Annotated in this window: 18 protein-coding genes and 3 pseudogenes; 18 read left to right on the plus strand and 3 right to left on the minus strand. The window is 62.2% G+C overall.

Annotation, left to right across the window (positions count from 1 at the left end; translation table 11 throughout):
* Window positions 1–10 precede the first annotated feature (10 nt).
* Both LU682_RS15105 and LU682_RS15110 read right to left on the minus strand, forming a co-directional pair.
* Window positions 11–493 (minus strand): hypothetical protein, encoded by a 483-nt coding sequence (locus tag LU682_RS15105; RefSeq protein WP_232856722.1) that lies wholly within the window; start codon window positions 491–493, stop codon window positions 11–13.
* Between the two features lie 374 nt (window positions 494–867).
* Window positions 868–1,056: pseudogene (locus LU682_RS15110) on the minus strand (type VI secretion system tip protein VgrG); the annotation flags it as partial.
* Window positions 1,057–1,643: 587 nt separating this feature from the next.
* Here LU682_RS15110 and LU682_RS15115 point away from each other — a divergent pair.
* Together LU682_RS15115 and LU682_RS15120 are read left to right on the plus strand one after the other, a co-directional pair.
* Window positions 1,644–1,781, plus strand: coding sequence for a hypothetical protein (locus tag LU682_RS15115; protein ID WP_232014074.1), 138 nt, complete (start codon window positions 1,644–1,646; stop codon window positions 1,779–1,781).
* A 216-nt stretch (window positions 1,782–1,997) separates the two neighbouring features.
* Window positions 1,998–2,260 (plus strand): annotated as a pseudogene (locus LU682_RS15120) (hypothetical protein).
* A 279-nt stretch (window positions 2,261–2,539) separates the two neighbouring features.
* On the opposite strand, the pseudogene LU682_RS15125 reads toward LU682_RS15120, so the two are convergent.
* Window positions 2,540–3,259 (minus strand): annotated as a pseudogene (locus LU682_RS15125) (ADP-ribosylglycohydrolase family protein); the annotation flags it as partial.
* Between the two features lie 210 nt (window positions 3,260–3,469).
* On the opposite strand from LU682_RS15125, the gene LU682_RS15135 reads away from it, so the two are divergent.
* The 16 genes from LU682_RS15135 (at window position 3,470) to tssA (ending at window position 25,443) form a co-directional block, all read left to right on the plus strand.
* The gene (locus LU682_RS15135) at window positions 3,470–4,021 is read left to right on the plus strand and encodes a hypothetical protein (protein ID WP_232914891.1); all 552 of its coding nucleotides are present in this window, start codon (window positions 3,470–3,472) and stop codon (window positions 4,019–4,021) included.
* 720 nt (window positions 4,022–4,741) lie between these two features.
* The gene (locus LU682_RS15140) at window positions 4,742–5,491 is read left to right on the plus strand and encodes a hypothetical protein (protein WP_049586080.1); all 750 of its coding nucleotides are present in this window, start codon (window positions 4,742–4,744) and stop codon (window positions 5,489–5,491) included.
* A 64-nt stretch (window positions 5,492–5,555) separates the two neighbouring features.
* Window positions 5,556–6,095 carry a type VI secretion system contractile sheath small subunit gene (tssB, locus tag LU682_RS15145; RefSeq protein ID WP_049586301.1) on the plus strand — a complete coding sequence of 180 codons (540 nt, stop codon included), beginning with the start codon at window positions 5,556–5,558 and terminating at the stop codon, window positions 6,093–6,095.
* A 14-nt stretch (window positions 6,096–6,109) separates the two neighbouring features.
* Entirely contained in the window at window positions 6,110–7,612 is a 1,503-nt protein-coding gene (gene tssC / locus LU682_RS15150; RefSeq protein ID WP_003248356.1) for a type VI secretion system contractile sheath large subunit, read from the plus strand.
* A gap of 26 nt (window positions 7,613–7,638) precedes the next feature.
* On the plus strand, window positions 7,639–8,121 hold the full coding sequence (tssE, locus tag LU682_RS15155; RefSeq protein ID WP_003248355.1) for a type VI secretion system baseplate subunit TssE: 483 nt from the start codon (window positions 7,639–7,641) through the stop codon (window positions 8,119–8,121).
* Window positions 8,121–9,941, plus strand: a complete 1,821-nt coding sequence (gene tssF, locus LU682_RS15160; RefSeq protein ID WP_010953993.1) for a type VI secretion system baseplate subunit TssF — start codon at window positions 8,121–8,123, stop codon at window positions 9,939–9,941. Before tssE ends, tssF begins: the two co-directional genes overlap by 1 nt.
* Window positions 9,905–10,975, plus strand: coding sequence for a type VI secretion system baseplate subunit TssG (gene tssG, locus LU682_RS15165; RefSeq protein ID WP_003248350.1), 1,071 nt, complete (start codon window positions 9,905–9,907; stop codon window positions 10,973–10,975). The genes tssF and tssG overlap by 37 nt, the downstream gene beginning before the upstream one ends.
* Complete coding sequence (gene tssH / locus LU682_RS15170) at window positions 10,972–13,569, plus strand: type VI secretion system ATPase TssH (RefSeq protein WP_049586082.1); 2,598 nt, start codon at window positions 10,972–10,974, stop codon at window positions 13,567–13,569. The genes tssG and tssH overlap by 4 nt, the downstream gene beginning before the upstream one ends.
* 24 nt (window positions 13,570–13,593) lie before the next feature.
* Window positions 13,594–14,316: a type VI secretion system lipoprotein TssJ gene (gene tssJ / locus LU682_RS15175; protein ID WP_004576638.1), complete on the plus strand. Its 723-nt coding sequence runs from the start codon at window positions 13,594–13,596 to the stop codon at window positions 14,314–14,316.
* The gene (gene tssK / locus LU682_RS15180) at window positions 14,313–15,656 is read left to right on the plus strand and encodes a type VI secretion system baseplate subunit TssK (protein ID WP_010953991.1); all 1,344 of its coding nucleotides are present in this window, start codon (window positions 14,313–14,315) and stop codon (window positions 15,654–15,656) included. Before tssJ ends, tssK begins: the two co-directional genes overlap by 4 nt.
* On the plus strand, window positions 15,653–16,369 hold the full coding sequence (icmH, locus tag LU682_RS15185; RefSeq protein ID WP_010953990.1) for a type IVB secretion system protein IcmH/DotU: 717 nt from the start codon (window positions 15,653–15,655) through the stop codon (window positions 16,367–16,369). The genes tssK and icmH overlap by 4 nt, the downstream gene beginning before the upstream one ends.
* 30 nt (window positions 16,370–16,399) lie before the next feature.
* On the plus strand, window positions 16,400–20,203 hold the full coding sequence (locus LU682_RS15190) for a type VI secretion protein IcmF/TssM N-terminal domain-containing protein (protein WP_060488963.1): 3,804 nt from the start codon (window positions 16,400–16,402) through the stop codon (window positions 20,201–20,203).
* Window positions 20,200–21,108: a type VI secretion system-associated protein TagF gene (gene tagF, locus LU682_RS15195; protein ID WP_049586086.1), complete on the plus strand. Its 909-nt coding sequence runs from the start codon at window positions 20,200–20,202 to the stop codon at window positions 21,106–21,108. The genes LU682_RS15190 and tagF overlap by 4 nt, the downstream gene beginning before the upstream one ends.
* Window positions 21,105–23,600: a type VI secretion system membrane subunit TssM gene (tssM, locus tag LU682_RS15200; protein WP_010953988.1), complete on the plus strand. Its 2,496-nt coding sequence runs from the start codon at window positions 21,105–21,107 to the stop codon at window positions 23,598–23,600. The genes tagF and tssM overlap by 4 nt, the downstream gene beginning before the upstream one ends.
* Before the next feature lie 143 nt (window positions 23,601–23,743).
* Window positions 23,744–24,262 carry an Hcp family type VI secretion system effector gene (locus LU682_RS15205; RefSeq protein WP_049586088.1) on the plus strand — a complete coding sequence of 173 codons (519 nt, stop codon included), beginning with the start codon at window positions 23,744–23,746 and terminating at the stop codon, window positions 24,260–24,262.
* Window positions 24,263–24,357: 95 nt separating this feature from the next.
* Window positions 24,358–25,443: a type VI secretion system protein TssA gene (gene tssA, locus LU682_RS15210; RefSeq protein WP_010953986.1), complete on the plus strand. Its 1,086-nt coding sequence runs from the start codon at window positions 24,358–24,360 to the stop codon at window positions 25,441–25,443.
* Window positions 25,444–25,461: the final 18 nt, after the last annotated feature.

Below are 25,461 nucleotides of genomic sequence, written 5' to 3' on the forward strand. Positions count from 1 at the left end.
CTAATATCGCTTATTTTCGGCTCTTGAGTGCAAAAACCCGAGCCAACCATGAAGCGTCACGTAACGCACGCACATATTCGATCTCAAGAAATGTGTATTGACGCGCCTCACGACGCTCGCGTTCTTTTAACGCCCTTAACGAAGCGATATTGGTGCGATTATAGAAGACCAAATACAGCGAAATGAAAACCATCACACACAGCACCACGGCCATAGAACTATTATAGTTCTTTATCGTCGGATACAGCAGACTACTCAACCCTGCACCAAGCCCGCCCACAACCCACGAATTGGCCTGCTCGGGTTCGAATACTTCTACCCGCTCACCGCGTAACAGGAATGAACTCGCCTTGCTTCGATGCCCATAGGCCAATGCGAAAGCCAACGCAGTAAGAATGAGCGGCACGGCGCTGATCGCAAGCGCCGCTACGCCTCCCATTTTTGATTGTTTGTACGTTATCGCCATTGACAGGACAAAGGCAAAAAGCGGCACGGCAGTCTAGCTGAAACAGAGACGTAAGGACGCAAAATCAGCAAATCTTTCCGAACGATAGGCGCATTTCACGCACCAGCAAAATGTAACAAAAGACGATACAGCCATGGGCACAAAAACAATCTTCGGCGCCACCCCAAGTGTCAACACTGAAATCATAAGCGTTAAAAACCAGAAGGCCCAAATTCGCGCAAAAAACCGTTCGGTCGTAAACATTTAATTCAATCTTTCCCAATCAGATAATCGCCCAAGTCAGTCCCCCAACCGGTTGCGTCATCACTCAAGGATGCTCTGGGCTAGGCGCTATGCTGTCCAACATATGCGATGTAGCGCGAGCGGCCTTTGGCCAGTTGGATTTCGATGCTGACTTGCTAGCCCATCATGAGCGGCACGCCGGAGTCTTCGCAGACCAGCAGCAGTTCGTAGTTGAACGCCCACGACAGGGCTTCGGTGCCCTTGAAGGTTTCCAGCAGCAGCTCCTGCTCGGGGTTGGCCAGGTTGTGAAACTTGAACAGGCGGCGGTTCTGCGGCGACAGCAGCGCGGAGGCCAAGTCCATGATCATGCGAAATCTCCTTGAAAACACGGCCAGCACGCGCTTGCGATGCTCAGCTGCAACCCTGATCTTTCGGGCGTATTCTGCATGCGCGCATAACGCACGTGCTTGCGGAAACATGCGACTGCCTGCAGAAAGGAAAGTGCCATCATGCATTGAAATAAATGCGACAGGGTTCACATTCCAGAATGCCAGCCAGGCAGAAAGGCCCAAAGGAAACACCGGCAAAAGCTGCCCTGTCAACTCACTACAGGCCTAGGAAAACGGGGCAATACCGCCCTGCAAGGCAATGTCATATCGCCATCCTTCATCTTCCTCACTGGCGCCCGGAGGCGACCCGGCAATCGCCGAATGGCCCGTCACAGAAGGTTCTTGAGGTATCGATCAGAGCCCATGCCCGACAGCTCCCACTCGAACTGTCTCGCTACCTGACGCATCAGCTCCACTGGCGGAGAAAAATGTTTCATAACGTGGATTCACCGAAGAGGATATTCTTGCGATCGCCAAAGGCGAAAGGCCCGCCCCCCACCACCTATCCAGCTCCAGATTATGTCGCGCAACATTTGGCCCAATTCCAAAATGGCGCCTCACGCTTCATGACCCAGACCAACCTTGAGAAATACGGCATCGCACAGAAAGATGGTACGTCGTTCATCATGCTAGGCCACGAAGCAACCGAACTACTTGCCAAGACAGCAGGTGACAAGCGCGCGTTGGAGCAAGCCCTTGGCTAGCCTGAGAATTTCCTTGATACCAATGCACTGGTCCCGGTAGACATCCCTGATCCGAAGCAGTTGAATTTACGGATTCCATCGGGAAATGAAGCCGGTGCTAACGAATTCTGGATCCCTGGTGGCAAGCTACCTCACGGCAACAGTGAAGTCGTCATAGACGCGGCGAGTATTGCCGCCAAGAGGTTCAATACCGCTCCCCTTTTTTGAAGGCCCCCTATGAAATTCAAAGATCTTTTCATCAGTCGTCAACACATGTACTCAATCGGCATCGAAGAAGACGCTGGCCAGTATTACGTTTCGTTCCCCGTCAGCAACGGCATGGTTGACTACGAAGAGTATTACGCCATTGCTCCAGCTACATTTGATGCCTTAATGGATGACCCTGATGCGGCGCTGGCTTTCGTGATAAAATGCCGCAAAAGACAACTTGATGAATTATTAATCATCAAACCGGAAAAAATCGGGGCACGGCCATCTAGTGCCACATAGATAAATGCTGACGAAATCCGACACTGCATGACCGTTTGACCCTACCAACAAATGAGTGGTGCCATCTCACGCTGCGGTGAAGTGGTGCAGTCCCTTACCCCAATCAGGACTGACCATGAACACCGAAACACTCAAGCAGAAGATTCGCAGCCCCCCGCACAGATCCGTACGTGCGGAACTACCGCATACGGCTCCTGCCTCAGGTACGTGTCGCGAAGCGTTCCTCTGGTTTCGATTCGTGGCGTACTTCACAGTTTCTGCCCGAACCGTCAAGGCTGGCCATAAAGCAATGCGTCCAGTTCATCATGCTGCGGCGAGAGATCGAAGAGCTTGGCTGCCAGTTCCTGGATATGTTGCGACCACGCAACCTTCTCCACCCACTCCGGCGGCATGCCGGACAGCGCACCCGCCAACTGGCCGGCGGTTGCCGCGACACTGTCGGCATCATCGGCAAGGTTGGCGGCCAGGAGGATCGCGTCCTTGAAGTTGTCGGTGTTCCATACGGCCCACAGTGCCGCTTCCAAGGTATCGATGACGTAGCCGGAGGAGCGGATCTGTTCGCGGCTCTTTTGCTTGTACTCGCCCGCATTGATGATCATCGGGCGAGGCCGCAACGAACGCACCGCTGGGGCCAGGGCCTCCTCCTTGTCTGCACCATTGAGCGCCAGATGCAGCTGTGCCGCAAACAGCTGACAGCAGTTCACTGCCTCGTCGGCGTTTTGGGTCACGCTGCTTTGCGTGACGCTTTCCCACCAGCTTGCCGACAGCGAGTGCCGGCGGAAGATTGCCGTAGGCGCAAGGCGGATGATGGAGCCATTGCCAGCCGTCGAGGGGTCATAGTTGCCTTGCCAGGTAATACCCTCGCGCAGCCAGCCTTCAAGGGCATTGCGCGTGGCATTGCCGATATCGAAACAACGACCGTTGGCACTGTTTTCCCCGCGCCGGTACCAGCGGACCAAGGCATCAGTGTAGGTGGCGTAATCGAACTTCAGGCCCCCTGGGCCTCTCAGCCTTCCAAGGCTGCGCGGGTGACATTGCCGATGTCGAAGCAACGGCCGTTGACGCGGTTTTCACCCTGCCGGTACCAGCGCACCATGGTATCGGCAAAGGTCCAGTGCCTGGTCCTGTGATAACGTGCTGAACCTGTTGTTCAGCCATGCCGGTTTGATCCGCGGCAGCCAGGGAATGCTCAGGCACACATGAAAGACCATCCCGAACTCTACGTAAGGTCCCCTATTCTTTTCCGGCTTACGGCCATCGGTCTGATGCTGTCCATGCTCGCCATGGGAGCACTGGCGGTGTACGCCTTATGGACAGATATCGTGCCCCTCTACGGCCGGATCTACCGTAATGCGCCGGTCGTGGAAACACCACTCAAAGCTTTCTTCATGATTGCATTCATTCCCCTGGGGCCTTGCCTGATCGTTGCCAGCCTGATCGCCGCATGGACCGGTCGAAAGTTTGACCCACCAAAAACCTCTTGGCTGCATGGGTTCCAGCTACGCTCGCTGCAACTGACAGTTGTGCTGATGGTTATCGTTGCTCCGACAATGATTGCGCTGACCACAGCCACGCTTTCGGCAAAGGACTACTGGTCGTGCCCGAAGCTCAGGATCTCGGGCTCCGGTTTGCAGATGTTCTGGGTCAACGATGAACGGGTGTGCTTCAAGCCGGATCATTACATCAACGACAATTGGCCATGCAAGGCAATCGATGGCAGAGACGTTTGCGTACAGGTCGATGGTCGTTGAGTTGGATGAAACCGGCTGCGCCGGTGTTCGCGGGCAGGCTGCCCGCGAATGCGGTGGCGGCTGTGACGGTGAATGACCAGGGATAGTGGCCGGCAGGTCCGGCCTATTCGCGGGTAAACCAGCTCCTACAACGTGGCGACACCACCGGTCGATGTAGGAGCGGGCTTGCCCGCGAATGCGGTGGCGGCTGCGACGGTGAATGATCAAGGATATTGGCCGGCAGGTCCGGCCTATTCGCGGGTAAACCCGCTCCTACGAGCATCGCGCTAGCTATCAGGTTTTGAACAATACAGTTACCCCGCCGGGCGCGACGAAACTCGTCGCATTGCCATCATCCTGACACGCGCCCCCATCCCGCAACGCACAGGCGGCCGGCGCACAAAATGAGAACTGATTCACTTTTTGAAAAAAACTTTTGCCAACGATTTTCATCGCTTTCCAGCCCCTTTCGTACCCAGTCTTTAGGGCTTGAGCCCCCATCTCCTGCGCCCAAGACACTCTGTCAATATCACAGCGCCATTATTGCGCAGCGTCACAAAACGGGGAAAAAATCCCCCCCCTCGCCGGAACTTCTTCCGCAGCGAGGTGCCCTACTCGGCATTGCTGGCAACACAATATTCATATGCCAGCACTCAAATTCGCTGCAGCCGAAAGGCGATTTTTCAAGTCCACGCCACCGGCGTTTCAGGACGATCAAGCAGGCACATGGACGATGCACCAATGACACAGACATTCGATGTCGAAGCACTGATCAAGCTGCGTAGCCAAACGCGGGCGATCTCCGATGCGCTGAAGGCGCAGGCGGCGGATTACCTTGCCACCGTGGCACCGCTGATCCGTCCGCAAACCCTGTTTGGCGAATACCTGCAAGGCGCACAGCGCAGCAGCGGGCGCGAAACCCAGGGCCACTTCCAGGCCCTGGTCGAACTCTACGAACGTATCGGCTCGGCCGCGCCGTTCCAGCTGGTCACCGAGCTGGAAGTACCGCTGAACCTGATCAGCACCACCCCCGAACTGTTCCCGCTGGAATACGACAAGACCCTGGAACACAGCGGCCAGGTCATCCGCATCACCAGCCCGACCCGCTGGGTGGTGGGCTTCCACGCCTTCGACCTGGCGCGGTTTCGCAATGTCATCAAAGACCCCAACCGCAGCAGCGCCGAGCTGTACCGCTTCGTGGTGCACTACCTGGTGCTGTTCTACTGCCTGAGCAAGTCGCCTGGCCTTGGGCGGCTGTTCGAGGGCCTGCGCTACGGCCTGAGCTTCGAGCGCCTGAAGGGCTTTGGCGACCTGCCGTTCTGCGTCATCAGCTCGCCGGTGCGCTCGGAACTTCCCGACGACTCGGTCATCCGCAGCAGCACGCAGATTGCCGGCAACACCAGCTTCGAAGAACTGGTAGGCCGCGACAACATCCTGGAAATGAACGGCGAAATCCGTCAGCGCCTGCTGCTGACGATCGAAGGACTGTAACGCGCAGCGCCCGGCACCGGGCCGCGCAATGATTCGCAGCGAATTGCTCGCACTGGAGAACACGATGGCGAAGAAGGAAAGCACTCAGCACAAACTCGACCGCGTTCGCGCGCCTCGGGTCCATATCACCTACGACGTGGACATCGGCGATGCCATCGAGAAAAAGGAGCTGCCCTTCGTCGTCGGCGTACTGGGTGACTTCTCCGGCAACCCGCCGGAGCCGCTGCCCAAGCTCAAGGACCGCAAGTTCGTGTACATCGATCGCGACAACTTCAACGGTGTGCTCAAGGGCATCAAGCCACGCCTGACCTACCGCGTCGACAACACCCTGGCCAAGAACGGTACCCAGTTGGGCGTGGAGCTGAACTTCAACAGCCTCGAAGACTTCGAGCCACAGAACGTGGTCAAGCAGGTCGAGCCGCTGCGCAAGCTGCTGGAAGTGCGCAACAAGCTGGCCGACCTGCGCAACAAGATGGGCGGCAACGACAAGCTCGAAGAGCTGCTGATGGACGTGCTGCAGAACACCGAAAAGCTCAAGACCTTGGGCAAGGAATTCGGCCGTGAAGCCGAAGTGAAAGACCCGTCCAGCGACGATCGCGCCTGAGCAGGAGCCCGAACATGACCGACAAGCAAACCGCACCGCAACAGGCCGGCGACCTGGTCGAAGTGGAAAACTTCGCACCACAGCCCTCGCTGCTCGACAGCATCATTTCGCAAAGCCGCGTGGCCCGCTCCGACACCGAGCGCAACCGCACCCGCGACCTGATTGGCGAACTGGTGAACCAGGTGCTCGAGGGTGAGATGACCCCGAGCAAGGACCTGATCGCCGTGCTCGATTCGCGCATCGCCGAGATCGACGCGATGCTCTCCGAGCAGATGAACGAGATCATGCACGCCCGCGAGTTTCAGCAGTTGGAAGCCTCCTGGCGCGGCCTGAAATACCAGGTAGACCAGACCGAGACCAGCACCACGCTGAAGATCCACCTGCTCAATGCCTCGAAGAAAGACCTGGTACGCGACCTGAAGGCCGCCAGCGAATTTGACCAGAGCGCACTGTTCAAGAAGGTCTACGAAGAAGAGTACGGCACCTTCGGTGGCGCGCCTTTCGGCATGTTGATCGGTGACTACGAGTTCAACCGCAACCCTGAAGACATGTACCTGCTCGAAGAGATCTCGCACGTCGCGGCGGCGGCGCACGCGCCGTTCATCTCGGCCGCTTCGTCCGAGCTGTTCGGCTGGGACTCGTTCACCGAGATGTCCGGCCCGCGTGACCTGGCGAAGATCTTCGACACCGTGGAATACGCCAAGTGGAAGTCGTTCCGCGCCTCGGAAGACTCGCGTTACGTCGGCCTCACCCTGCCCCACGTGCTCGGTCGCCTGCCGTATGGACCGGATACCACCCCGGTGGAAGAATTCAACTTCGTCGAAAGCGTCGATGGCCGCGACCACAACAAGTACCTGTGGATGAACGCCGCCTACGCCCTCGGCACCCGGGTCACCGATGCCTTCGCCCGCTACGGCTGGTGCGTGGCCATCCGCGGCGTGGAAGGTGGCGGCCTGGTCGAAGGCCTGCCGACCCATACCTTCAAGACCGACGACGGCGAAATCGCCCTCAAGTGCCCGACCGAAATCGCCATCACCGATCGCCGCGAAAAAGAGCTGTCGGACCTGGGCTTCATCCCCCTGGTGCACTGCAAGGGCACCGACTATGCCGCGTTCTTCGGCACCCAGTCGGCGCAGAAACAGAAGCAGTACAACACCGACATCGCCAACGCCAACGCACGCCTGTCGGCCCAGCTGCAATACATCTTCGCCACTTCGCGCATCGCCCACTACATGAAGGCGATCATGCGCGACAAGATCGGCAGCTTCGCCTCGCGCATGGATGTCGAGCGCTTCCTCAACCAGTGGCTGGCCAGCTACGTGCTGCTCGACGATACCGCCAGCCAGGAGGCCAAGGCCAAGTTCCCGCTGCGCGAAGCCCGCGCCGAGGTGTTCGAAGTGCCCGGCAAGCCAGGCGTGTACAAGGCCGTGACCTACTTGCGCCCGCACTACCAGCTGGATGAGCTGACCGCCTCGCTGCGGCTGGTTGCCGAGCTGCCACAGGGCGCGCGCGGCTGAAAGGCCGTTGTGTACAGGGATGACACATGAGTAACCAGGCCCGCCTGCTGCCCTCGCTGCTCGACCGACTGCTGGACGATCGTCCCTACCAGTCGGCCGAGCCCGCAGCGCAGCGCACCTGCTCGCTGGCCGAGTACAAGGCCAGCATCGTCCGCGACCTCGAAGTCCTGGTGAACACCCGCCAGTCCCTGGTCGCCGAAGAGCTCGACGGTTTCAGCCAGCTCGGTGGTTCCATCCTTGAATACGGCATGCCGGACTTCATCAGCCGCAGCGTGCTCGACCCGCACGATCGTCGCCTGATCCAGCAACAGCTGGAGCGGGCGATCAGCACCGGAGACCGGCGCTTTCGCCGGGTCCGTGTTCAGCTGTTGGCCCAGCAGAACGGCCACCGCATGTTGACCTTCCGCGTGGACGCCGTGTTGCGTCTGCAGGACATCAGCCGCCAGGTGTCATTCGACGCCGTGCTGCAGGTCAACACCCAGGAATACAAAGTGCAGAACCTCAACTGATGCTCGACGAACTGCTGCCCTACTACGAAAAGGAACTGTCGCACCTGCGCTTTCTCGGCCAAGAGTTTGCTGCGCAGTACCCGAAGATCGCTTCGCGGTTGCTGATCGAGGGCGACAACTGCGAAGACCCGCACACCGAGCGCCTGATCGAGGCGTTCTCGTTCCTGTCTGCGCGGGTGCACAAGAAGCTCGATGACGAGTTTCCGGAAATCGTCGAATCCTTCCTCGAGGTACTGTACCCCCACTACCTGCGCCCTACTCCGTCGATGTCGATTGTCGAACTGAGCCTGGGCAGGCACGAAAAAGTCACCGAAGCCTACCGCGTCGCGCGCCATACCGAGATGCATGCCAATCCCGTGGAAGGCGTGGTGTGCAAGTTCCGCACCTGCTACCCGGTAGAGCTGTGGCCGATTGCCGTGCAGCAGGCCTCGTTCACAGAAATGGAACGCTCGGCCTTCAACGGGCACAGCGCCGACCTGGTCGCTCGTCTGCGCATCCGCCTGGCAGCCACTGGCGATGCCCTGTTCGGGCAGATGGACATGAACCGCCTGCGGTTCTTCCTCGACGGCGAAGCGACCCTGATGCTGCAGCTGTACGAACTGCTGTTCAACAACCTCGCCAAGGCCACGCTGAGCTTCGACGACCAGGGCCGCAGCCGCGAGGTGGCGCTGCCGGCCGATGCCCTGAAAACCGTGGGCTATGCCCGTGACGAAGGCCTGGTGGATTACTCCGAACGCTCATTCCTGGGCTACCGCCTGCTGCACGAGTATTTCACCTTCCCTGACAAGTTCATGTTCTTCGACCTCAGTGGATTTGCCCGCATCCTGCAGGGCAAGGCCATCGAGCAGGTAGAGGTCAACTTCTATTTCTCCGACTACGACCTCAGCGAGCGCCTGGCGCGGCTGACCCAGAACATCGGGCGCAACAACTTCAAGCTCAACTGCACGCCGATCATCAACCTGTTCCGCCAGCAGGCCGAGCCAATCAAGCTGACCCACACCCAGCACGAATACCAGGTCACCCCTGACACACGGCTGCACAACGCTGCAGAAGTGGTATCGATCGACCGGGTACGGCGGGTGCGCAAACTCGGCGGTATCGACCAGGTCGCCACCTGCCAGCCGTTTTTCGAACCCCGGGGCGAGCAAGACCCACACAGCAGCTTCTGGGTTGCGCGCCGGCGAAACCAGGGTGACGCCACTGCCATGAGCATCCGCGTGGTCGACCGCGATCTGGAACTGATCGACGCCAGCAGCGACACCCTCAGTATCGGCCTTACCTGCAGCAACCGCGACGTGCCGCTGATGCTGCCGTTCGGTGGCGAACGGGGCGATTTCACCATTCCCGCCAACTCGGTGATCAAGGATATCCGCTGCCTGCGCAAGCCCACCGCCACGGTGCGTGTGCCCTTGGGCAAGGGCCTGATCTGGCGGTTGATCGCCCACCTGTCGCTGAACCATCTGTCGCTGGTCAGCCAGGGCCGCGAAGTGCTGCTGGAGCTGTTGTCGCTGTACAACTACCGCAATGTCTCCGCCATTCGCAAACAGATCAACGGCATCAAGGCGATCAGCAGCGAGCCGGTGGTCGCGCGCATCGGCCACCCGCGGCCAAATTTCGTGCGCGGCGTCGGCATCACCCTGACCCTGGACGAAAGCCAGTTCATCGGCAGCGGCGTGTTTCTGTTCGGCAGGGTGCTGGACCACTTCTTCGGCCAGTACTGCTCGATGAACAGTTTCACCCAACTGACCCTGCGCACCCAACAACGAGAAAAGAGAGTCGTACAATGGCCAGCACGCACCGGCGATCAGCCCCTGGTCTGATCGATCAGGCCCGAGCCGAGCCGCACCGATTCGAATTCTTTCAATTGGTGCGCCTGCTCCGCCTGCACTACAGCCGCACCGGGCGCATGGACCTGGCAACCCGGCCGCACGAAGACCCGCTGCGTTTTCGTACCCAGCTGTCGCTGGCGTTCCCGGCCAGCGAGGTCAGCGACCTGCACTTCGAGCGCGAAGGCAAGGTGTCGCCGGCCGGCTTGCCGCTGTCGGAAGTGCAGGTCACCTTCATGGGCCTGGTCGGGCCGTCGGGCGTGCTGCCACGCCCGTACACCGAGCTGCTGCTCGAGCGCCACGTGCAGTATCGCGACGATGCCGCCCATGCGTTTCTCGACATCTTCTCGCACCGCATGACCACGTTGTTCTACGAGGCCTGGCAAAAATACAAATTCCACATCGAGCACGAGCGCAATGGCACCTCGGGCTTCGATGGCTACCTGCTCAACCTGGTTGGCCTCGGGCCGCGCGCCCAGAAGCTGAAGTTCGAAGAGCAACCGTCAGCATTGCGTCGTGAGCTGTTCAGCTATTTTGCCGGCCTGCTCAGCCAGAAGCCGCGCAATGCGCTGAACCTTGAACGCATGCTCGGCTTCTACTTCTCGCTGCCGATCAAGGTACAGCCGTTCGCCGGGCGCTGGCTGCACCTGCAGCCCGAACAATGCACCCAGCTCGGCCGCCGCAATGCCCAGCTCGGCCACAGCGCCGTCGCCGGCAACCGGGTCTGGGACTACCAGTCGTGCATCCGCATCGAGCTGGGCCCGCTCAGCCTGGCCGACTACCAGCGCTTCCAGCCGGGCACCGCCTGCTACCGCAAGCTGGTCGAGTTGGTGCGCTTCTATATAGGTGCCGAACTGGATTTCGAAATTGCCCCGCGCCTCAAGCGCGAGGCGGTACCACGCGCCCAACTGGGCCGCAGCGGCAATGTCGCCCTGGGCTGGCTGGGTTGGCTCAAACGCCCTGGTCGTGACGCGGAGCCTTCGCGTTGCGCCGTCTTCCACATTCCTTACGATGGGGTCGCCTTGTGAACCTGAAGTCTCTGTTCGCCAAGCTCAACGAAACCAGCCGCACGGCCACCGAAAGCGCGGCGGCCCTGTGCCTGTCGGAGCACCATTACGAGGTGGAAGTGGAGCACCTGCTGCTGCAGTTGCTCGACAACAACGACAGCGACCTGGCGCCGATCCTGCGCCACTACCAGGTCGTCGCCGAACGCCTGCAAGCGCAGCTGGTCACCGCCCTGGGCACCTTCAAGAAAGGTAATACCCGCACCCCGGCGCTGTCGCCGCACATTACCCGCATGATCGAGCAAGCCTGGTTGCTGGCCTCGATCGAATACGGCGTAGGCCAGGTGCGCAGCGCTCACCTGCTGCAGGCTCTGCTTGACGATGCTGAACTGCGTCGCGTGGTGATCGCCTCGGCACCGGAGCTGGAAAAAATCAACGCCGATGACCTGCGCCTGAACCTTGCCGCGCTGGTGGAGGGTAGCGCCGAGTCCAGGCAGGCCAGCCCGCTGGCCAGCCCAGCGGCGCCAGTGAGCACGTCGAGCAAGGCCAGCGGCAAGACCCCGGCGCTGGACCAGTACACGGTCAACCTTACCCAAAGCGCCCGCGAAGGCCGCATCGACCCGGTGCTGGGCCGTGAGTTCGAAGTACGGCAGATGGTCGACATCCTCACCCGCCGCCGGCAGAACAACCCGATCCTCACGGGCGAAGCCGGGGTCGGCAAAACCGCCGTGGTCGAAGGCCTGGCGCTGCGCATCGCCCAGGGTGACGTGCCGGCGGTGCTCAAGGACGTTGCCCTGCACACCCTCGACCTGGGCCTGTTACAGGCCGGCGCCGGGGTCAAGGGCGAGTTCGAGAACCGCCTCAAGGCTGTGATCGAAGAGGTCAAGCGCAGCCTGCACCCGATCATCCTGTTCATCGACGAAGCCCACACCCTGATCGGCTCCGGCGGCCAGGCCGGGCAGAACGATGCCGCCAACCTGCTCAAGCCGGCCCTGGCCCGTGGCGAGTTGCGCACCATCGCTGCCACTACCTGGGCCGAATACAAGAAGTACTTCGAGAAGGACGCCGCCCTCGCCCGCCGCTTCCAGGTGGTCAAAGTGGAAGAGCCCGACGAAGACAAGGCCATTCACATGCTGCGCGGCCTGCTCGGCAAGATGCGCGAGCACCACAAGGTGGCGGTGATGGACGAAGCGCTGGTGCAGGCGGTACGCCTGTCCAACCGCTACATCACCGGCCGCCAGCTGCCCGACAAGGCGGTCAGCGTGCTCGACACGGCCTGCGCGCGCATTGCCCTGGCGCAATCTTCGCTGCCCGGCGCACTGGAAGACTGCCGCCGGCAGATCGACAACCTGCAGGCGGAAATCGACGTGCTCGGCCACGAAGCCGGCAAGGGGCACGACCATGCCCGCCGCCTGGAATCGCTGCAGGCTGCCCTGCAGGCCGAGCAGCAGCAGGAACAGCAGCTCAATGCCCAGTGGCAGCAGGAGCTGGAACTGGTCGAACAGCTCAAGGCGCTGGACGCCGCCAACGATGCCGACGCCCAGCAGCTCAATACCCTGCGTGCCGAGCTGGCGCGCGTGCAAGGCGACCAGCCACTGGTCCACGCGCTGGTCGACAGCGGCGCCATCGCCCAGGTCATCAGTGGCTGGACCGGCATCCCGCTGGGCAAGATGCTGCGTGACGAAATCGATACCGTGCAGCGCCTGCCGGCCCTGCTTGGTGAGCGCGTGCTGGGCCAGGACCACGCCCTGCATGAGATCGGCAAGCGCATCAAGATTTCCCGAGCGCGCATGGAAGACCCGAACAAACCGATTGGCGTGTTCCTGCTGCTCGGCCCCAGCGGCGTCGGCAAGACCGAAACCGCCCTGGCCCTGGCCGACACCTTGTACGGCGGCGAGCGCAACCTGATCACCATCAACATGTCCGAGTACCAGGAAGCCCACACCGTGTCGAGCCTCAAGGGCTCGCCACCCGGCTATGTCGGCTACGGCGAAGGCGGCGTACTGACCGAGGCGGTGCGCCGCAAGCCGTACAGCGTGGTGTTGCTCGACGAGGTGGAAAAAGCCCACCCCGACGTGCTCGAACTGTTCTTCCAGGTGTTCGACAAGGGCGTGCTGGACGATGGCGAAGGCCGCGAGATCAACTTCCGCAACACGGTGATCATCCTCACCTCCAACACCGGCACCGAGCGCATCATGCAGACCTGCCTGAACGCCACCGAGCTGCCGACGCCCGAGGCGATCGTCGAAGACCTGCGCGACCAGCTCAACCATGTGTTCAAGCCGGCCTTCCTCGGTCGCCTGAGCATCGTGCCGTTCTACCCGGTGCAGGACCAGATCCTCGAGCGCATCGTCGCCCTCAAGCTCGAACGCATCGCCAAGCGCTTCGCCCGCAACCACCAGGCCGAGCTCAGCTATGACCAGGCGCTGGTCAAGGCCATCGCCGCGCGCTGCACCGAGGTCGACAGCGGCGCACGCAACATCGACAACATCCTGTCCCAGACCCTGATGCCCGAACTCGCCCAGCGCGTGCTCGAGCGCATGGCCCAGGACGCGCCGATCCAGCACCTTGCGATCGAGCTGGGCAGCGATGGCGATTTCGCCTATCGCCTGGCCTGACCAGTACCCGGAGGTTTTGCCGTCATGCAACACAAGCACATCGTCCTCAAACGCCTGACCGCAGCCGCCTTGCTGGTAGCGCTGGCCGGCTGCGGGGTCACCGACCGTATCGGCAAGCGCATGGAAGACAGCTGGGCGGCCGACATGCTGGCCGACAGCGAAAAGGTCATCCTGACCTCCGACGGCGGCAACCAGCTCAACCCCGACGCCGAGGGCAAGCCGCTGTCGGTGGTGATGCGCGTGTATCAGCTGACCGACCTCGAGCGCTTCGCGGCTACCGATGCCGAGACCCTGTGGGACGCCCCGCAAAAAGCCTTGGGCAACACCCTGGTGGAAACCCGCGAGATCACCCTGCTGCCCGGCATTGGCCAGATCGACCAGTGGCCGCTGGCCAAGAACGCGCGCTACGTCGGCGTGGCGGCGTTCTTCCGCGATGAGCAGGACGCGCGCTGGAAAGTCGCCTTCGACGCCAACTCGCTGCGCAAGGACGGTATCTGGTTCTCCTCCGACGGCCTGCGGGTACTGGTGGACAACACCGAAATCAGCGCCATGCGGGGCGTGGACGTACTGAACAAACCGCCGACCGCCGACCAGCTTGCCGCTGCGCAGAAGGCCAAGGATGCCGACGCGACCCTCACCGACAAGGTGCAGGACGCGGCCATCGACAAAGCCACCGACGCCGCCAGCCAGTCGGCCAGCAACGCCATGGATTCAACCTTCAACTCTTTAGTGGATAGCGTCAAATGAGCAAGCAGAGCCGGGTGATGTGGTCGGAAGGCATGTTCCTGCTGCCCCAGCACTTCCAGTATCAGGACGAATTCCATCAGCACCAGTTGGCTGAGGCGACCCTGCGCAGCACCCCTTTCCATTGGGGGGTTCAGGCGTTGCAGGTGGACGAGGACGCCCTGGCCAATGGTTCACTGCAGCTCAAGCGCCTGAAGCTGGTGTTCCCCGATGGCAGCCTCTACGACGCGCCGCAGCACGATCCGCTGCCGGCCGCGCGCGACCTCAAGGACCTGCTCAAGGCCAACGACCTGAAGGTCTATGCTGCGCTCAAGCTGCCCGAGCCATTCGGCCTCAACTACGTCGAGGATGGCCACGAACACAAGGCCGCACGGCGTTTCCGCAAGCAGTTCGACACCCTGCCCGACCTTAATGAAGGCGAGCTGGAGAACGAAATCACCAGCTTGCGCCTGAACGTCGTACTGCTGGTCGACGGTGACAGCCTCGACGGTTACAGCCACTGCCCTCTGGCCAAGCTGACACGCAACAGCATGGGCGGTTTCAACCTTGACCCGCATTTCGTCCACCCCACCTTGCACCTGGGCAGCCACGAGACCATTGCCGGCATCGGCAAACGCCTGCTCGGCGCCCTGCAGGCCAAGAGCAAGGCGCTTTCCGGCCGGCGCCGCGAGCGCGCCGACCAGATCGCCGAGTTCGGCTCCAGCGATGTAACCCTGTTCTGGCTGCTGAACACGGTCAACCGTGCCCACCCGCAGCTGGCTCATCTACTGGCCCACCCGCGCCTGCACCCAGAGCGCCTGTACCTGTTCCTGGCCGACCTTGCCGGCGGCCTGCTGACCTTCACCCTGGACACCCAGCTCAGCGACATCCCCGAGTACGACCACCACGACCCGGCCGCGTCGCTGGTCAAGCTCGACGAAATGATCCGGGTGATGCTCGACAACGTCGTGCCCAACCAGTGCATTGTCATCAACCTGACCCAGACCAAGCCATCGCACTGGCAAGGCCAACTGCACGACCCGCGCCTGGCCGAAGCCGACTTCTATATCGCCGTGCACGCCGACATGCCCGGCGCCAGCCTGCTGGAGCTGGTGCCCCGTGCCTTCAAGGTCGGTTCGCCGGAAGACATTGAAGTGGTGGTCAACAGCGCCATGCCGGGTGTCACCCTCAATCATGCCGCGCGGCTGCCGAACGCGATTCCGGTGCGCCTGGACAACCAGTACTTCGCCATCGAGCCACACGGCACTGTGTATGAGCGAATGATCAGCGCCCAGGCCATCTGCTTCTATGCGCCCAGCGCCTTTACCAACCTCAAGCTTGAACTGATGGCGGTGCTCAAATGACCGAAGCCGTACTGCAACAGGGCGCCGTCCCGGCCGCCAGCGACAAACCGACGCTCAAGGACCTGGTCCAGGACTTCATCAGCATGGCGTTGATCGTACGTCGCGGCCGCCAGGTCACCTCGGTGCAGGCCTTCGAAGGTAGCGTCGAACGCTTCTTCGCCAACCTGGAACGTGATGCCCGTGCCGCCAACTACAGCGTCGAGCAGGTCAAGGACACCCAATACGCGTTGTGCGCCTTCCTCGACGAAAGCGTCCTGCGCTCGGACGACAATGCGCTGCGTCGGCACTTTGAGCTGCAGCCGTTGCAGTTCCGCTATTTCGGCGTGCACCTGGCCGGCGAAGGCTTCTTCGAGAAGGTCGATGCGCTGCGCGCCGACGTCAAGCAGAACATCGACGTGCTCGAGGTTTACCACCTGTGCCTGGCACTGGGCTTCGAGGGCAAGTTCAGCCTCGGCCAAAAGGACCAGCTGCGTTACCTGGCCAATACACTGGGCCAGGATATCGCCCGCTACCGCAAGGCGCCCAAAGCCCTGTCACCGGACTGGGCACTGCCCGACCAGGTGTCGCAGATGCTGCGCCATGAAGTACCGCTGTGGGTGTATCTGGCGCTTATCGCGTTGGTCTGCGTCGCCGTGTACCTGACGCTGGACTGGTTGCTTGGCAAGGACGTCGCCGCCCTGTCCGAACAAATCCGCCAGTTGTTCAGTGCCTGAGCACATACCAGGTAGCCGAGTCAGGAAGACATGAAAACATTACTGCGTCTGTTGAAAAGTTTCTGGTTGCTGCTGCCATTGCTGTGGCTGGCTAGCCTGTTGATTTGCTGGCTGGCCGCGCCGCTGGTGCCGTGGCTGCGTCATCACGTGCCTGAAGCGCTGGCAATCATCAGTGCCTGCTTCCTGCTGGTAATCGTGCTGCGCCAATACCAGCGTATTCGCGCCGAACACAACCTGGAGAACCTGCTGCAGATCGAGGTCGACCGCTCGTGGAATGCCACTGGCGAGTTCCGTGACCAGCAGGTGCTGCGTGAGCGCCTGAAGCACGCCATCACCATGCTGCGCACCGACCGCTCCGCCGGTGGCGGCGGCAAGGCGGCCCTGTCCGACCTGCCCTGGTACCTGGTGGTCGGCATGTCGGCGGCCGGCAAGACCTCGCTGTTGACCCATTCCGGCCTGTCGGCCAGCATCGCTACGGCCAACGACAGTGAAAGCGGCACCCAGCACTGCGACTGGTACTTCAGCCCCGACGCCGTGATGATCGACACCGCCGGGCGCTACCTGCGCGACGACCAATCGGCCAGCGAGTTCTCGGCCTTTCTGCGCATGCTGCGTAAGCAGCGCGGCAAAGCGGCGATCAATGGCCTGGTCCTGGTGGTCAGCCTGCCCGAACTGCTGGCGGCCAACAGCGATGAGCGCAATGCCCTGGCTGCCCAGCTGGTGGCCCGGGTGGAAGAATACGCCGAATGCCTCGATGCCAACCCGCCGGTTTACCTGATGCTGAGCAAGACCGACCAGTTGCCGGGCTTCAGCCAGGCTTTCGACGGCCTCGACCTGCACGAACGCCAGCAGCCGCTGGGCATGACCTTTGGCCTTTCGGAAATCCGCACCAACGGCCTGCACGCCGTGCTGCAGACGCGCCTGAAGAAGCTGCAAGCTCATATTCGCCAGCACGTCGACGCGCAGATGATCGCCCTCGGTGCCGAAGCCGACAGCACCCTGCTGAATTTCCCGCAGTACTTCGCCGCCCTCAGCGGTGTGCTCGAGCAATTCCTCGAACACTTCACCCGCGGCCATCGCGGCGGTGCCCCGCTGCTGCTACGTGGCCTGTACTTCACCAGTGCACTGCAGAACGGGCAGCAACTGGGGCAGGTCTATGAAGACGTCATCGCCGACGAATTCGCCCTGCAGGCCGCCTACGATGAACAGGCCGGGCACGTCGGCAAGGCCCTGGGCAACCGCAGCTACTTCATCACCGACACTTTCCGCCAGGTGATCTTCCCCGACCGCGACCTGATCCTTTACCAGTCGCGCCTGGGCCGCCAGGCTGCGTTCAGCCCGCTGCTACTGGGCCTGGCCGCCGCCACCGGGTTGCTGTTCATCGGTTGGCAAGCGCTGTCGTTCGCCAATAACCGCCAGTGGCTGGACAGCCTGCGCGGGCAGCTGGCGCACATCGAACAGGCAGCAGACCGCGAGCAGCAGCTGGCCGCAGGCAAGGGCCTGGAAGTGCTGCGTGAGCAGATGGCCAACGTCGAGGCCCATCGCCTGCAGGGAGTGCCCTTGCAGTTGGGTGGCGGCCTGTACCAGGGCGAGGCGATTCACCAGGTGACCCGCAGCGCCTACCTGGCGCAGCTGCGCAGCCAGGCGCTGGAACCGATCGCACGCAGCCTGCAAGTGCAGATGCGGGCGTTCAATACCTTCGCCAACGGTATTAACCAGGAGCTGGAATTCACCCCGGCCCCGCAGCCGAAGAAGCGCAATGGCAAGCCGCTGGCCCCTGCCATTGCGGCCAGGGCCAAGGCCGCGCTGGGCAACACCCGCGCTGGCGCCTATGCCGCCAAGGTCAACCTGGCCACTGCCAGCGATGGCGCCGAGCTGTCCGCCGCCACCGGTGGGCTGTCACTGTCCGAAGAAATGCTCGGGCGCCTGGACGAGCAGCAGGTGGCCTCGATCATCGAGGCCTACAACACCCTCAAGCTGTACCTGTTGCTGACCGAGCCCCAGGCCCATCCAGACCCGGCCTTCGTCGCTGCCAGCCTGCCCCAGGCCTGGGCCAGCGCCGCAGGCGAAGGCACCCCGGCCGACGCTGGCGTGATCGCAGAAAATGCCCCGCTGTACGTGCAGTTGCTGGAGCAGGGCCAGGCGCCGTCGTTGCCGCGCAACGAACAGCTGATCAACGAAACCCGGCAGAACCTCAAGTCGTTCATGATCTCCAGCTCGCTGGTCGATCGCGAATACCTGCGCCTGCAGCTCGAGTCGAGCCGGCAGTTCCCGGCGCTGAGCCTCAACGACCTGGTCCCGCAACCAGGCCGCGCGCTGCTGTACGGAACCGCTGGTGTGCCGGCGATCTACACCCGCCAGGGCTGGGACACCTTCGTCAAGCCCGAGCTGATCAAGCTGGTGTCGGGCAACCTGCGCAACGAGTCGGACTGGGTGCTGGACGGCGAAGGCGGCGATGCCCTCGTGCAGAAGGCCAACTTCGTGCGCGAGTTCATGACCCGCTACAAGCGCGACTACACCCAGGCCTGGTACAAGATGGTCAGCAGCGTTGGCGTGCGCCACTTCGCCGACCTGGCCTCGGCGACCCGGGAGCTGGGGCTGTTGAGCGACGTACAGAACTCGCCAGTGAAGAACCTGCTGCAGGCGGTCAACGACAATACCCAGTGGGACCTGCCGGTCAAGCAGGCCATCCCGGCCCCAGGCACCAGCCGCGATGACGGTTTCTGGAGCAAGGTCACCGGTCTGTTCGACGCCAACGACACCCTGCCTGCCAACGTCGCCCCGGCCCTGCCGGCGGTGGACGACGGCAGCCTGGCCAAGCGCTTCGAGCCGGTGGCGCGGGTGTTCGCCGAAAACAACGCCGAAGGCGCCGACAGCACCATCATGGATCGCTACCTGGCCGCCTTGCGCAAACTCAAGGTGCGCATGAACAACATCCAGCGCTCGCAGGATGTGGGCAAGAGCAGCAAACAGTTGATCAGCGAGACCCTGGAAGGCCAGCCGAGCGAGATCACCACCGTGCGCAACTACGTGGAAAGCAGCGTCGACACCAGCCAGGATGGCCTGTCGCGCTCGCTGCAGGGGCTGTTCAGCCTGCCCATCCAGTATGCCTGGGCGACCCTGCGCGACCCGGCCGGCGAGCAGATCGCCAAGGCCTGGGCGCAGCAGATCGCCAAGCCCTGGGAGCAGGTCATGGCACACCGTTACCCGATTGCCGGCAGCAGCCGCAACGAGGCTTCGGTGAAAGACCTGCAACGCTTCGTAGATCCCGACAGCGGCCTGCTGCCGGCCTTCAAACGCAACGAAATCGGCAACTTGGCCGGTGGTGAAGGTCTGGGTGTAGGCGATGGCAAGGGGCCGGCGCTGGTCAACCCTGGCATGCTCAACAGCATCGACAAGGCCAGCTCCGTGGGCCAGGTGATCGCCAGCCTGTCAGACCGTGACAACGGCTTCGAAATCATGCTGGAGCCTTCAGCCAACTTCACCGACATCGTCTTCACCCTCGATGGCCAGGAGCAGCACTACCGCAACGGCCGCAGCAGCTGGAACCGCTTCGCCTGGCCGGGCACCAGCACCGCGCCGGGCGCGCGCCTGGACGTCGTCACCCTGAGCGGCACACGGGTCACCGTGTTCGACTTCCCAGGGCGGTGGGGCCTGCTGCGCATGAATGAGAGCGCTCGGGTCGACGACCTGGACGGCATTCAGCAACGCTTCAGCTGGAACACCGCCAGCGGCCGCGTAAGCCTTGTCGTGCGCAACTTCGGCGGGGTCAAGCTGACCGATCTGGGTGACGTCAAGGCCCTGAGCGCCCTCAACAGCAGGGGCGCGCAATGATTGGTTGCTTCGGCAAGCTGCCGTCGAGCGCAGATTTCGTCAGCCTGCATGGGGCGGCGGAAGAAGTCTGCGAGTTCGACGCCTGGTTGCAGTCATCGCTGGCAGCCATGCGCTACCGCGATGACTGGCAGGCGTTGTTCGACGCGCTGCCGATGTGTTTTTTCACCTACCGCGCACGCAACGGCAACTGGCTACTGGGTGGCCTGCTCAGCTCGCGCGATGCCAGCCAGCGGCGCTACCCGTTCTTCATCTTCCAGTTGCTCAAGGGCGATGACAGTACTGGGCTGGTCAACCCGTTCACGCTTGGCGAGCTGTTCAGCGCGCAGATCAAGCCGATGCTGCACCAGGCCGTGCAAGGCGCCGACTGCACCCGCCTGTTCGAACGGATCAAGGCCTTGCGCCCGCTGCAGGGCCAGGACCTGGACCTGTTCCGCCGGGTGCACGCCAAGTTCCTGCATGATTTCAGCTTCGCGGATGTGGCCCGTGCCCTTCATGGATCCTGGCCAGGTTTCGACAGTGCCACTGCCCTCGCCCACCTCAAGCTCGGCCGTGCCTCGCTGCAGGGCGACTTTGCAGGCGGCATCGAATTGCCGTTGCCGGCCGAACGTGGCCTTAAAAACCCCACTGCCGACCTGTGGCTGACCTGGCTGGCCCGCATGAGCGAACACCGAGCGCTGCCGGCAGTGAGCCTGTTGGCCGACGACTTCATGCACCCGCAGCTGTATTGCTTCCCGGCGCGCCACGCCAGCTGTGCCTACCGCCTGCTCAGTGGCTGTGCCGACCCGCGCCAGCACCTGGAGTTGCTCAGCCCGCTGACAACGGTGCCACGGCTGCACGATTACGACCGCCCCCTTGAACATGTCATCGACCAGTTCGTCGATGCACTGGATGCGACGCCTGTATGAACAAGCTCAAGTACTACTGCCTGCGCTACCAACCCTACCTGCTGGGCGTGGCGTTCTTCCTGGCGATCTTCCTGGTCTGGGCCATCGGCCGCGCCTTCGGCTTCGCCTCGCTGCACAGCCTGCTGGCCGGGATCGGTGTGTTTCTGCTGCTGTCGGCGGGCTATGTACTGCTGCTGTACCGCGGCGTGGGTCAGCACCACAACCTTGAAGGCCTGCTGCGCGACGACGCCGACCAGGCCGTACTCAGTGCAGCCCCGGCCGACCGGGAAGAAGTCAGCCTGTTGCGCGAGCGCCTGCTGCAGGGCATCGAGCGCCTGCACAGCAACAAGCCGCGCGGTACTTCGAACAAGGATGCCCTGTATGCCCTGCCCTGGTACCTGGTCATTGGCCAGCCTGCCGCCGGCAAGAGCACGATGATACTGCAGTCGGGCCTGAACTTCCCCTATGCCGAGCGCGAAGGCGTGCGGGTCGCGGGCCTGGGCGGCACGCGCAACTGCGACTGGTTCTTCAGCTCTGAAGCGGTACTGCTGGACACTGCCGGGCGTTACATGAACAGCCCCGAGGAAGCCGGCAAGTGGCGCGGCTTTTTGCAACTGCTGCGCCAGCACCGCCAGCGCCGTCCCCTTAACGGCTTGATCGTCAGCGTCAGCATCGCCGATATTCTGCATGGCTCGGTCGAAGACCAGGAGCGCGTGGCCAAGCGCCTGCGCGAACGCATTCAGGAAAGCTGCGCGCTGCTTGAAGTGCGCCTGCCAATCTACCTGGTTTTCACCAAGTGCGACCTGATCCCTGGTTTCACCGCGTTCTATCGCCAGCTGGACGACGCCGCGCGTGGTGAAGTGATGGGTAAAACCTTCTCTCACAAGGGGTACGAGCAAGCCGACTGGGGCCAACGATTCAGCAATGCGATGGACGAGCTGACGCGTTACTGGGGGCAGATGGCGAGCCAGCAGCTGGTGCAGCAGGACATACAAGTCACCCGGCGGAACGACGCTGCCTACCGCTTCCCGCTGGAGCTGGCCGCGCTCAAGCCGCGCCTGCATCAGTTCGTCGACAGCCTGCTGCGTGCCAACCCTTACCAGAATGCCGAAATGCTGCGCGGTTTCTATTTCACCGCGGCGCTGCAGGCCGACGAGGCTCAGTGGGGCTGCCACGGCCAGCATGTGGCCGAACGCTTCGCGCTCGAACACGCAGAAGGTACGGGCACTGCCGGCAGCCAGCCGGCGCCGCTGTTCATCAACAGCCTGTTCCGCAAAGTGATCATTCCCGACCAGCATTTGGTGGCGCTGTACACCAGCAACCACCGTGAACGCCGGCGCAAGGCCGGGTGGGTGGGCGCCGCCGGCCTGGCGGCACTGGTGCTGTGCAGCCTGTGGGGCTGGTCGTACCTGAACAACCGCGCCACCCTGGCCAGCATTGCCGACGAACTGGCCCAGGCCAAGGCCGACGACCAGGCGGCCAGCGGCCAGTACACCGCCTGGCGAAGCCTCGACCGCTTGCGCTTCTGGGCTGCTCACTACCATGAGCAACACCACGCTAAGGGCGTGCCCCTCGGCATGCGCCTGGGCCTGTACCAGGGCCATGAGGTCGAGCCGCTGCTGCGCGACCGCTACTTCGCCACGTTGCAGAACGTGATGCTAAAGCCCACGGCCGATAATCTGACCCGCACCCTGTACCTGCTGACCACGCTCAAGGTCTACCAGCGCAACACCCGTGAGCTGCAGCCAGTGAGCGGCATTGACAGCGTAGAGGCCGAGGCGCTGCCCCATGACAACCGCGCCCAGTCGATCGCCAATTTCGGAAAGGCGGCCCTGGACACTTACGTGATGCTTTCTCCGGGCCAGCGCGAGCATGCCGACCCGGCGTTTCTCAAGGCGCACCTGCCGGACTACTGGTACCCGGCCATCGCCCGCCAGACCGGCAAGAGCATGGCCGCCGCTGGCAGCGAGGCCGGTGGCAACCAGGACTACCTGTATGCCAGCCGCCAGATCACGTTCTATAGCGACCAGATCCGTGAGCCAGATGTACCGCGCATCCTCGACAACGCCTTCCTGATGTCCAGTTCGCGCAACTACATCGACAGCCTGCGGGCCCAGTCACTGCGTGCGATCGAGACCATCACGCTGGAATCCGACACCCTGTTCGCCTTCGGCCGCGCCGATTTCCAGAGCCTGAAAAACGAAGGCCAGCATCAGCTGAGCGCAATTGCCAGCAAGCTGCTGAACACCCCGAATATCGGCAAGATCATCATCTCGGGGCACGCCGACCAACTGGGTGACAGCCAGGGCAACCTGCAGGTTTCGAAACAACGGGCGCAAACCATCCGCACCTATCTGGTTGGCAAGGGCGTACCTGCCGAGCTGGTGGTCGCGCAGGGCGAAGGCAGCCGCAAGCCATTGGTCAACTGCGACATGCAACAACCGCGAACGCAGTTGATCAAGTGCCTGGAGCCCAACCGCCGGGTGGAAATCGAAGTGCGTGGGCTTAACTGAGCCACGCCGCAATAACCGGTCGCCGGGGCCTCACAGGATGAGGCCCGGGCGGCGGCAAGCTACCTCTGCCGGCGTGCCCGGCGAGGTCAAAACCAAGGGGCGCATGAGCAACCCTTTACATGTTGTTAATGGAGAGTTTCACAATGGCATTTGACGCGTATATCCAAATCGACGGCATCCCAGGCGAAGTACTGGATGAAAAACACAAGGACTGGATCGAAGTGCTGGGCTACGAGTACGGCGCCACCCAGGCTACGTCGGCAACCGCCAGCTCCTCGGGCGGTGCGTCCTCCGAGCGCGTTGCCCTGAGCGACTTCAAGATCCGCAAGGCAGTCGACAAGGCATCGGCCAAACTGTTCGAACACTGCTGCACCGGCAAGCACATCGCCAAGCTGAAGCTGAACGTGAACCGTGCCGGTGGCGACAAGGTCACCTACCTGACCATCGACATGGAAGAAGTGGTGGTCTCTTCGGTCAAGTTTGTCGCCGGTGGCAACCAGAGTGGTGAAGACAAGGCGGTCAGCGACCTGCCCGTTGAAGAAATCAGCTTCAACTTTGCCCGCATCAAGACCACCTACACCCAGCAGAACCGCACCGACGGCCAGGCCGGCGGCAACATCGTGGGTGGCTGGGACCGCACCGCGAACAAAGTGTTTGCCTAAGCACGTACCGAACCATGGGCCGCTTCGGCGGCCTGTGTTCCGCAGCGCGCCGGGTTTTCCGGCGCGCTGTTCACTAGCCATGTCCAGAGTGTTCTATGCCTGAAATTCTCAATGACCTCTCGCTGGCCACACTGGTCGCCCCTATCGAGGGTGGCAGTGGCGAAGACTTGAGCTTCTCTGCCTTGTTCGATCAGATCAAGGAGGCACGCCGGGCGGACCCTGACTACCTGACCCAGGGCGACTGGCAAACCGACTTGAAGACTGCCGACTGGGAGCAGGTGATCAACCTGTCGGCTCAAGGGCTTGCGCAGCAAAGCAAAGACCTGATGCTGGTGGCCTGGCTCTGCGAGGGGCTGGCCCAGCGTGAACACTTCGAAGGCATCACCTTTGGCCTCGAGCTGACCGAACAGCTCCTGGTTGCGTTCTGGGAAACACTGTACCCCACCCTCGAAGACGGCCTGGACGAGCGCGCGGCGCGACTGTCCTGGCTGAAGACCACGCTCACCGACATTGCCGGTGGCTTGCCCATTATCCAGGGGCAGAATTTTGGCGTGTTGCGCTATGACGAATCACGCCATGTAGAGAACCTCGCCTTGCAAAACCCCAAGGCGATGCAGACAGCACTGAACGAAGGCAAGATCAACGCCGAGATCTTCCAGCGCTCGGTAGCGCTTACCGACACCGATTACCTGCGCGCCAAGGCGCAGCAGATCGCTACCAGCCTGAATGCATGCAAACGCCTGCAGGCCAGCGCCGACCGCCTGTTCGGCCACGAGGCGCCCAGCTTTGCCAGCCTTGCCGACATGCTTTCGCGTGCCAGCCAGCTGGCGGAAAAACTGCTCAAGGACCGCGGCGTAGAGCTACACCCCGCCATCCCGGAAGAAGCACAGCCACAGGCCATGGCTGCCAACCTCCACGAAGCAGGTGAGCCGATGAATGCCACGCCCCCGACGACCGCGCCTGCAGCCCTGCGCACCACCCCGCTGACCCGCGACGAGGCATTCACCATGCTTGCGGGCATCGCCCAGTACTTCAAACAGAGCGAACCGCAAAGCCCGGTACCCTACCTGATCGAACGTGCGATCAAGTGGGGCAACATGCCGTTGGAAGGCTGGTTGAGTGACGTGATCAAGGACAACAATGTGGTGGACAACATCCGCGATGTGCTGGGCACCCGCTAGGGGCTGCAATAAAAGCCT

Origin of the sequence: Pseudomonas alloputida (assembly GCF_021283545.2) — a bacterium.
Lineage (GTDB): Bacteria > Pseudomonadota > Gammaproteobacteria > Pseudomonadales > Pseudomonadaceae > Aquipseudomonas > Aquipseudomonas alloputida.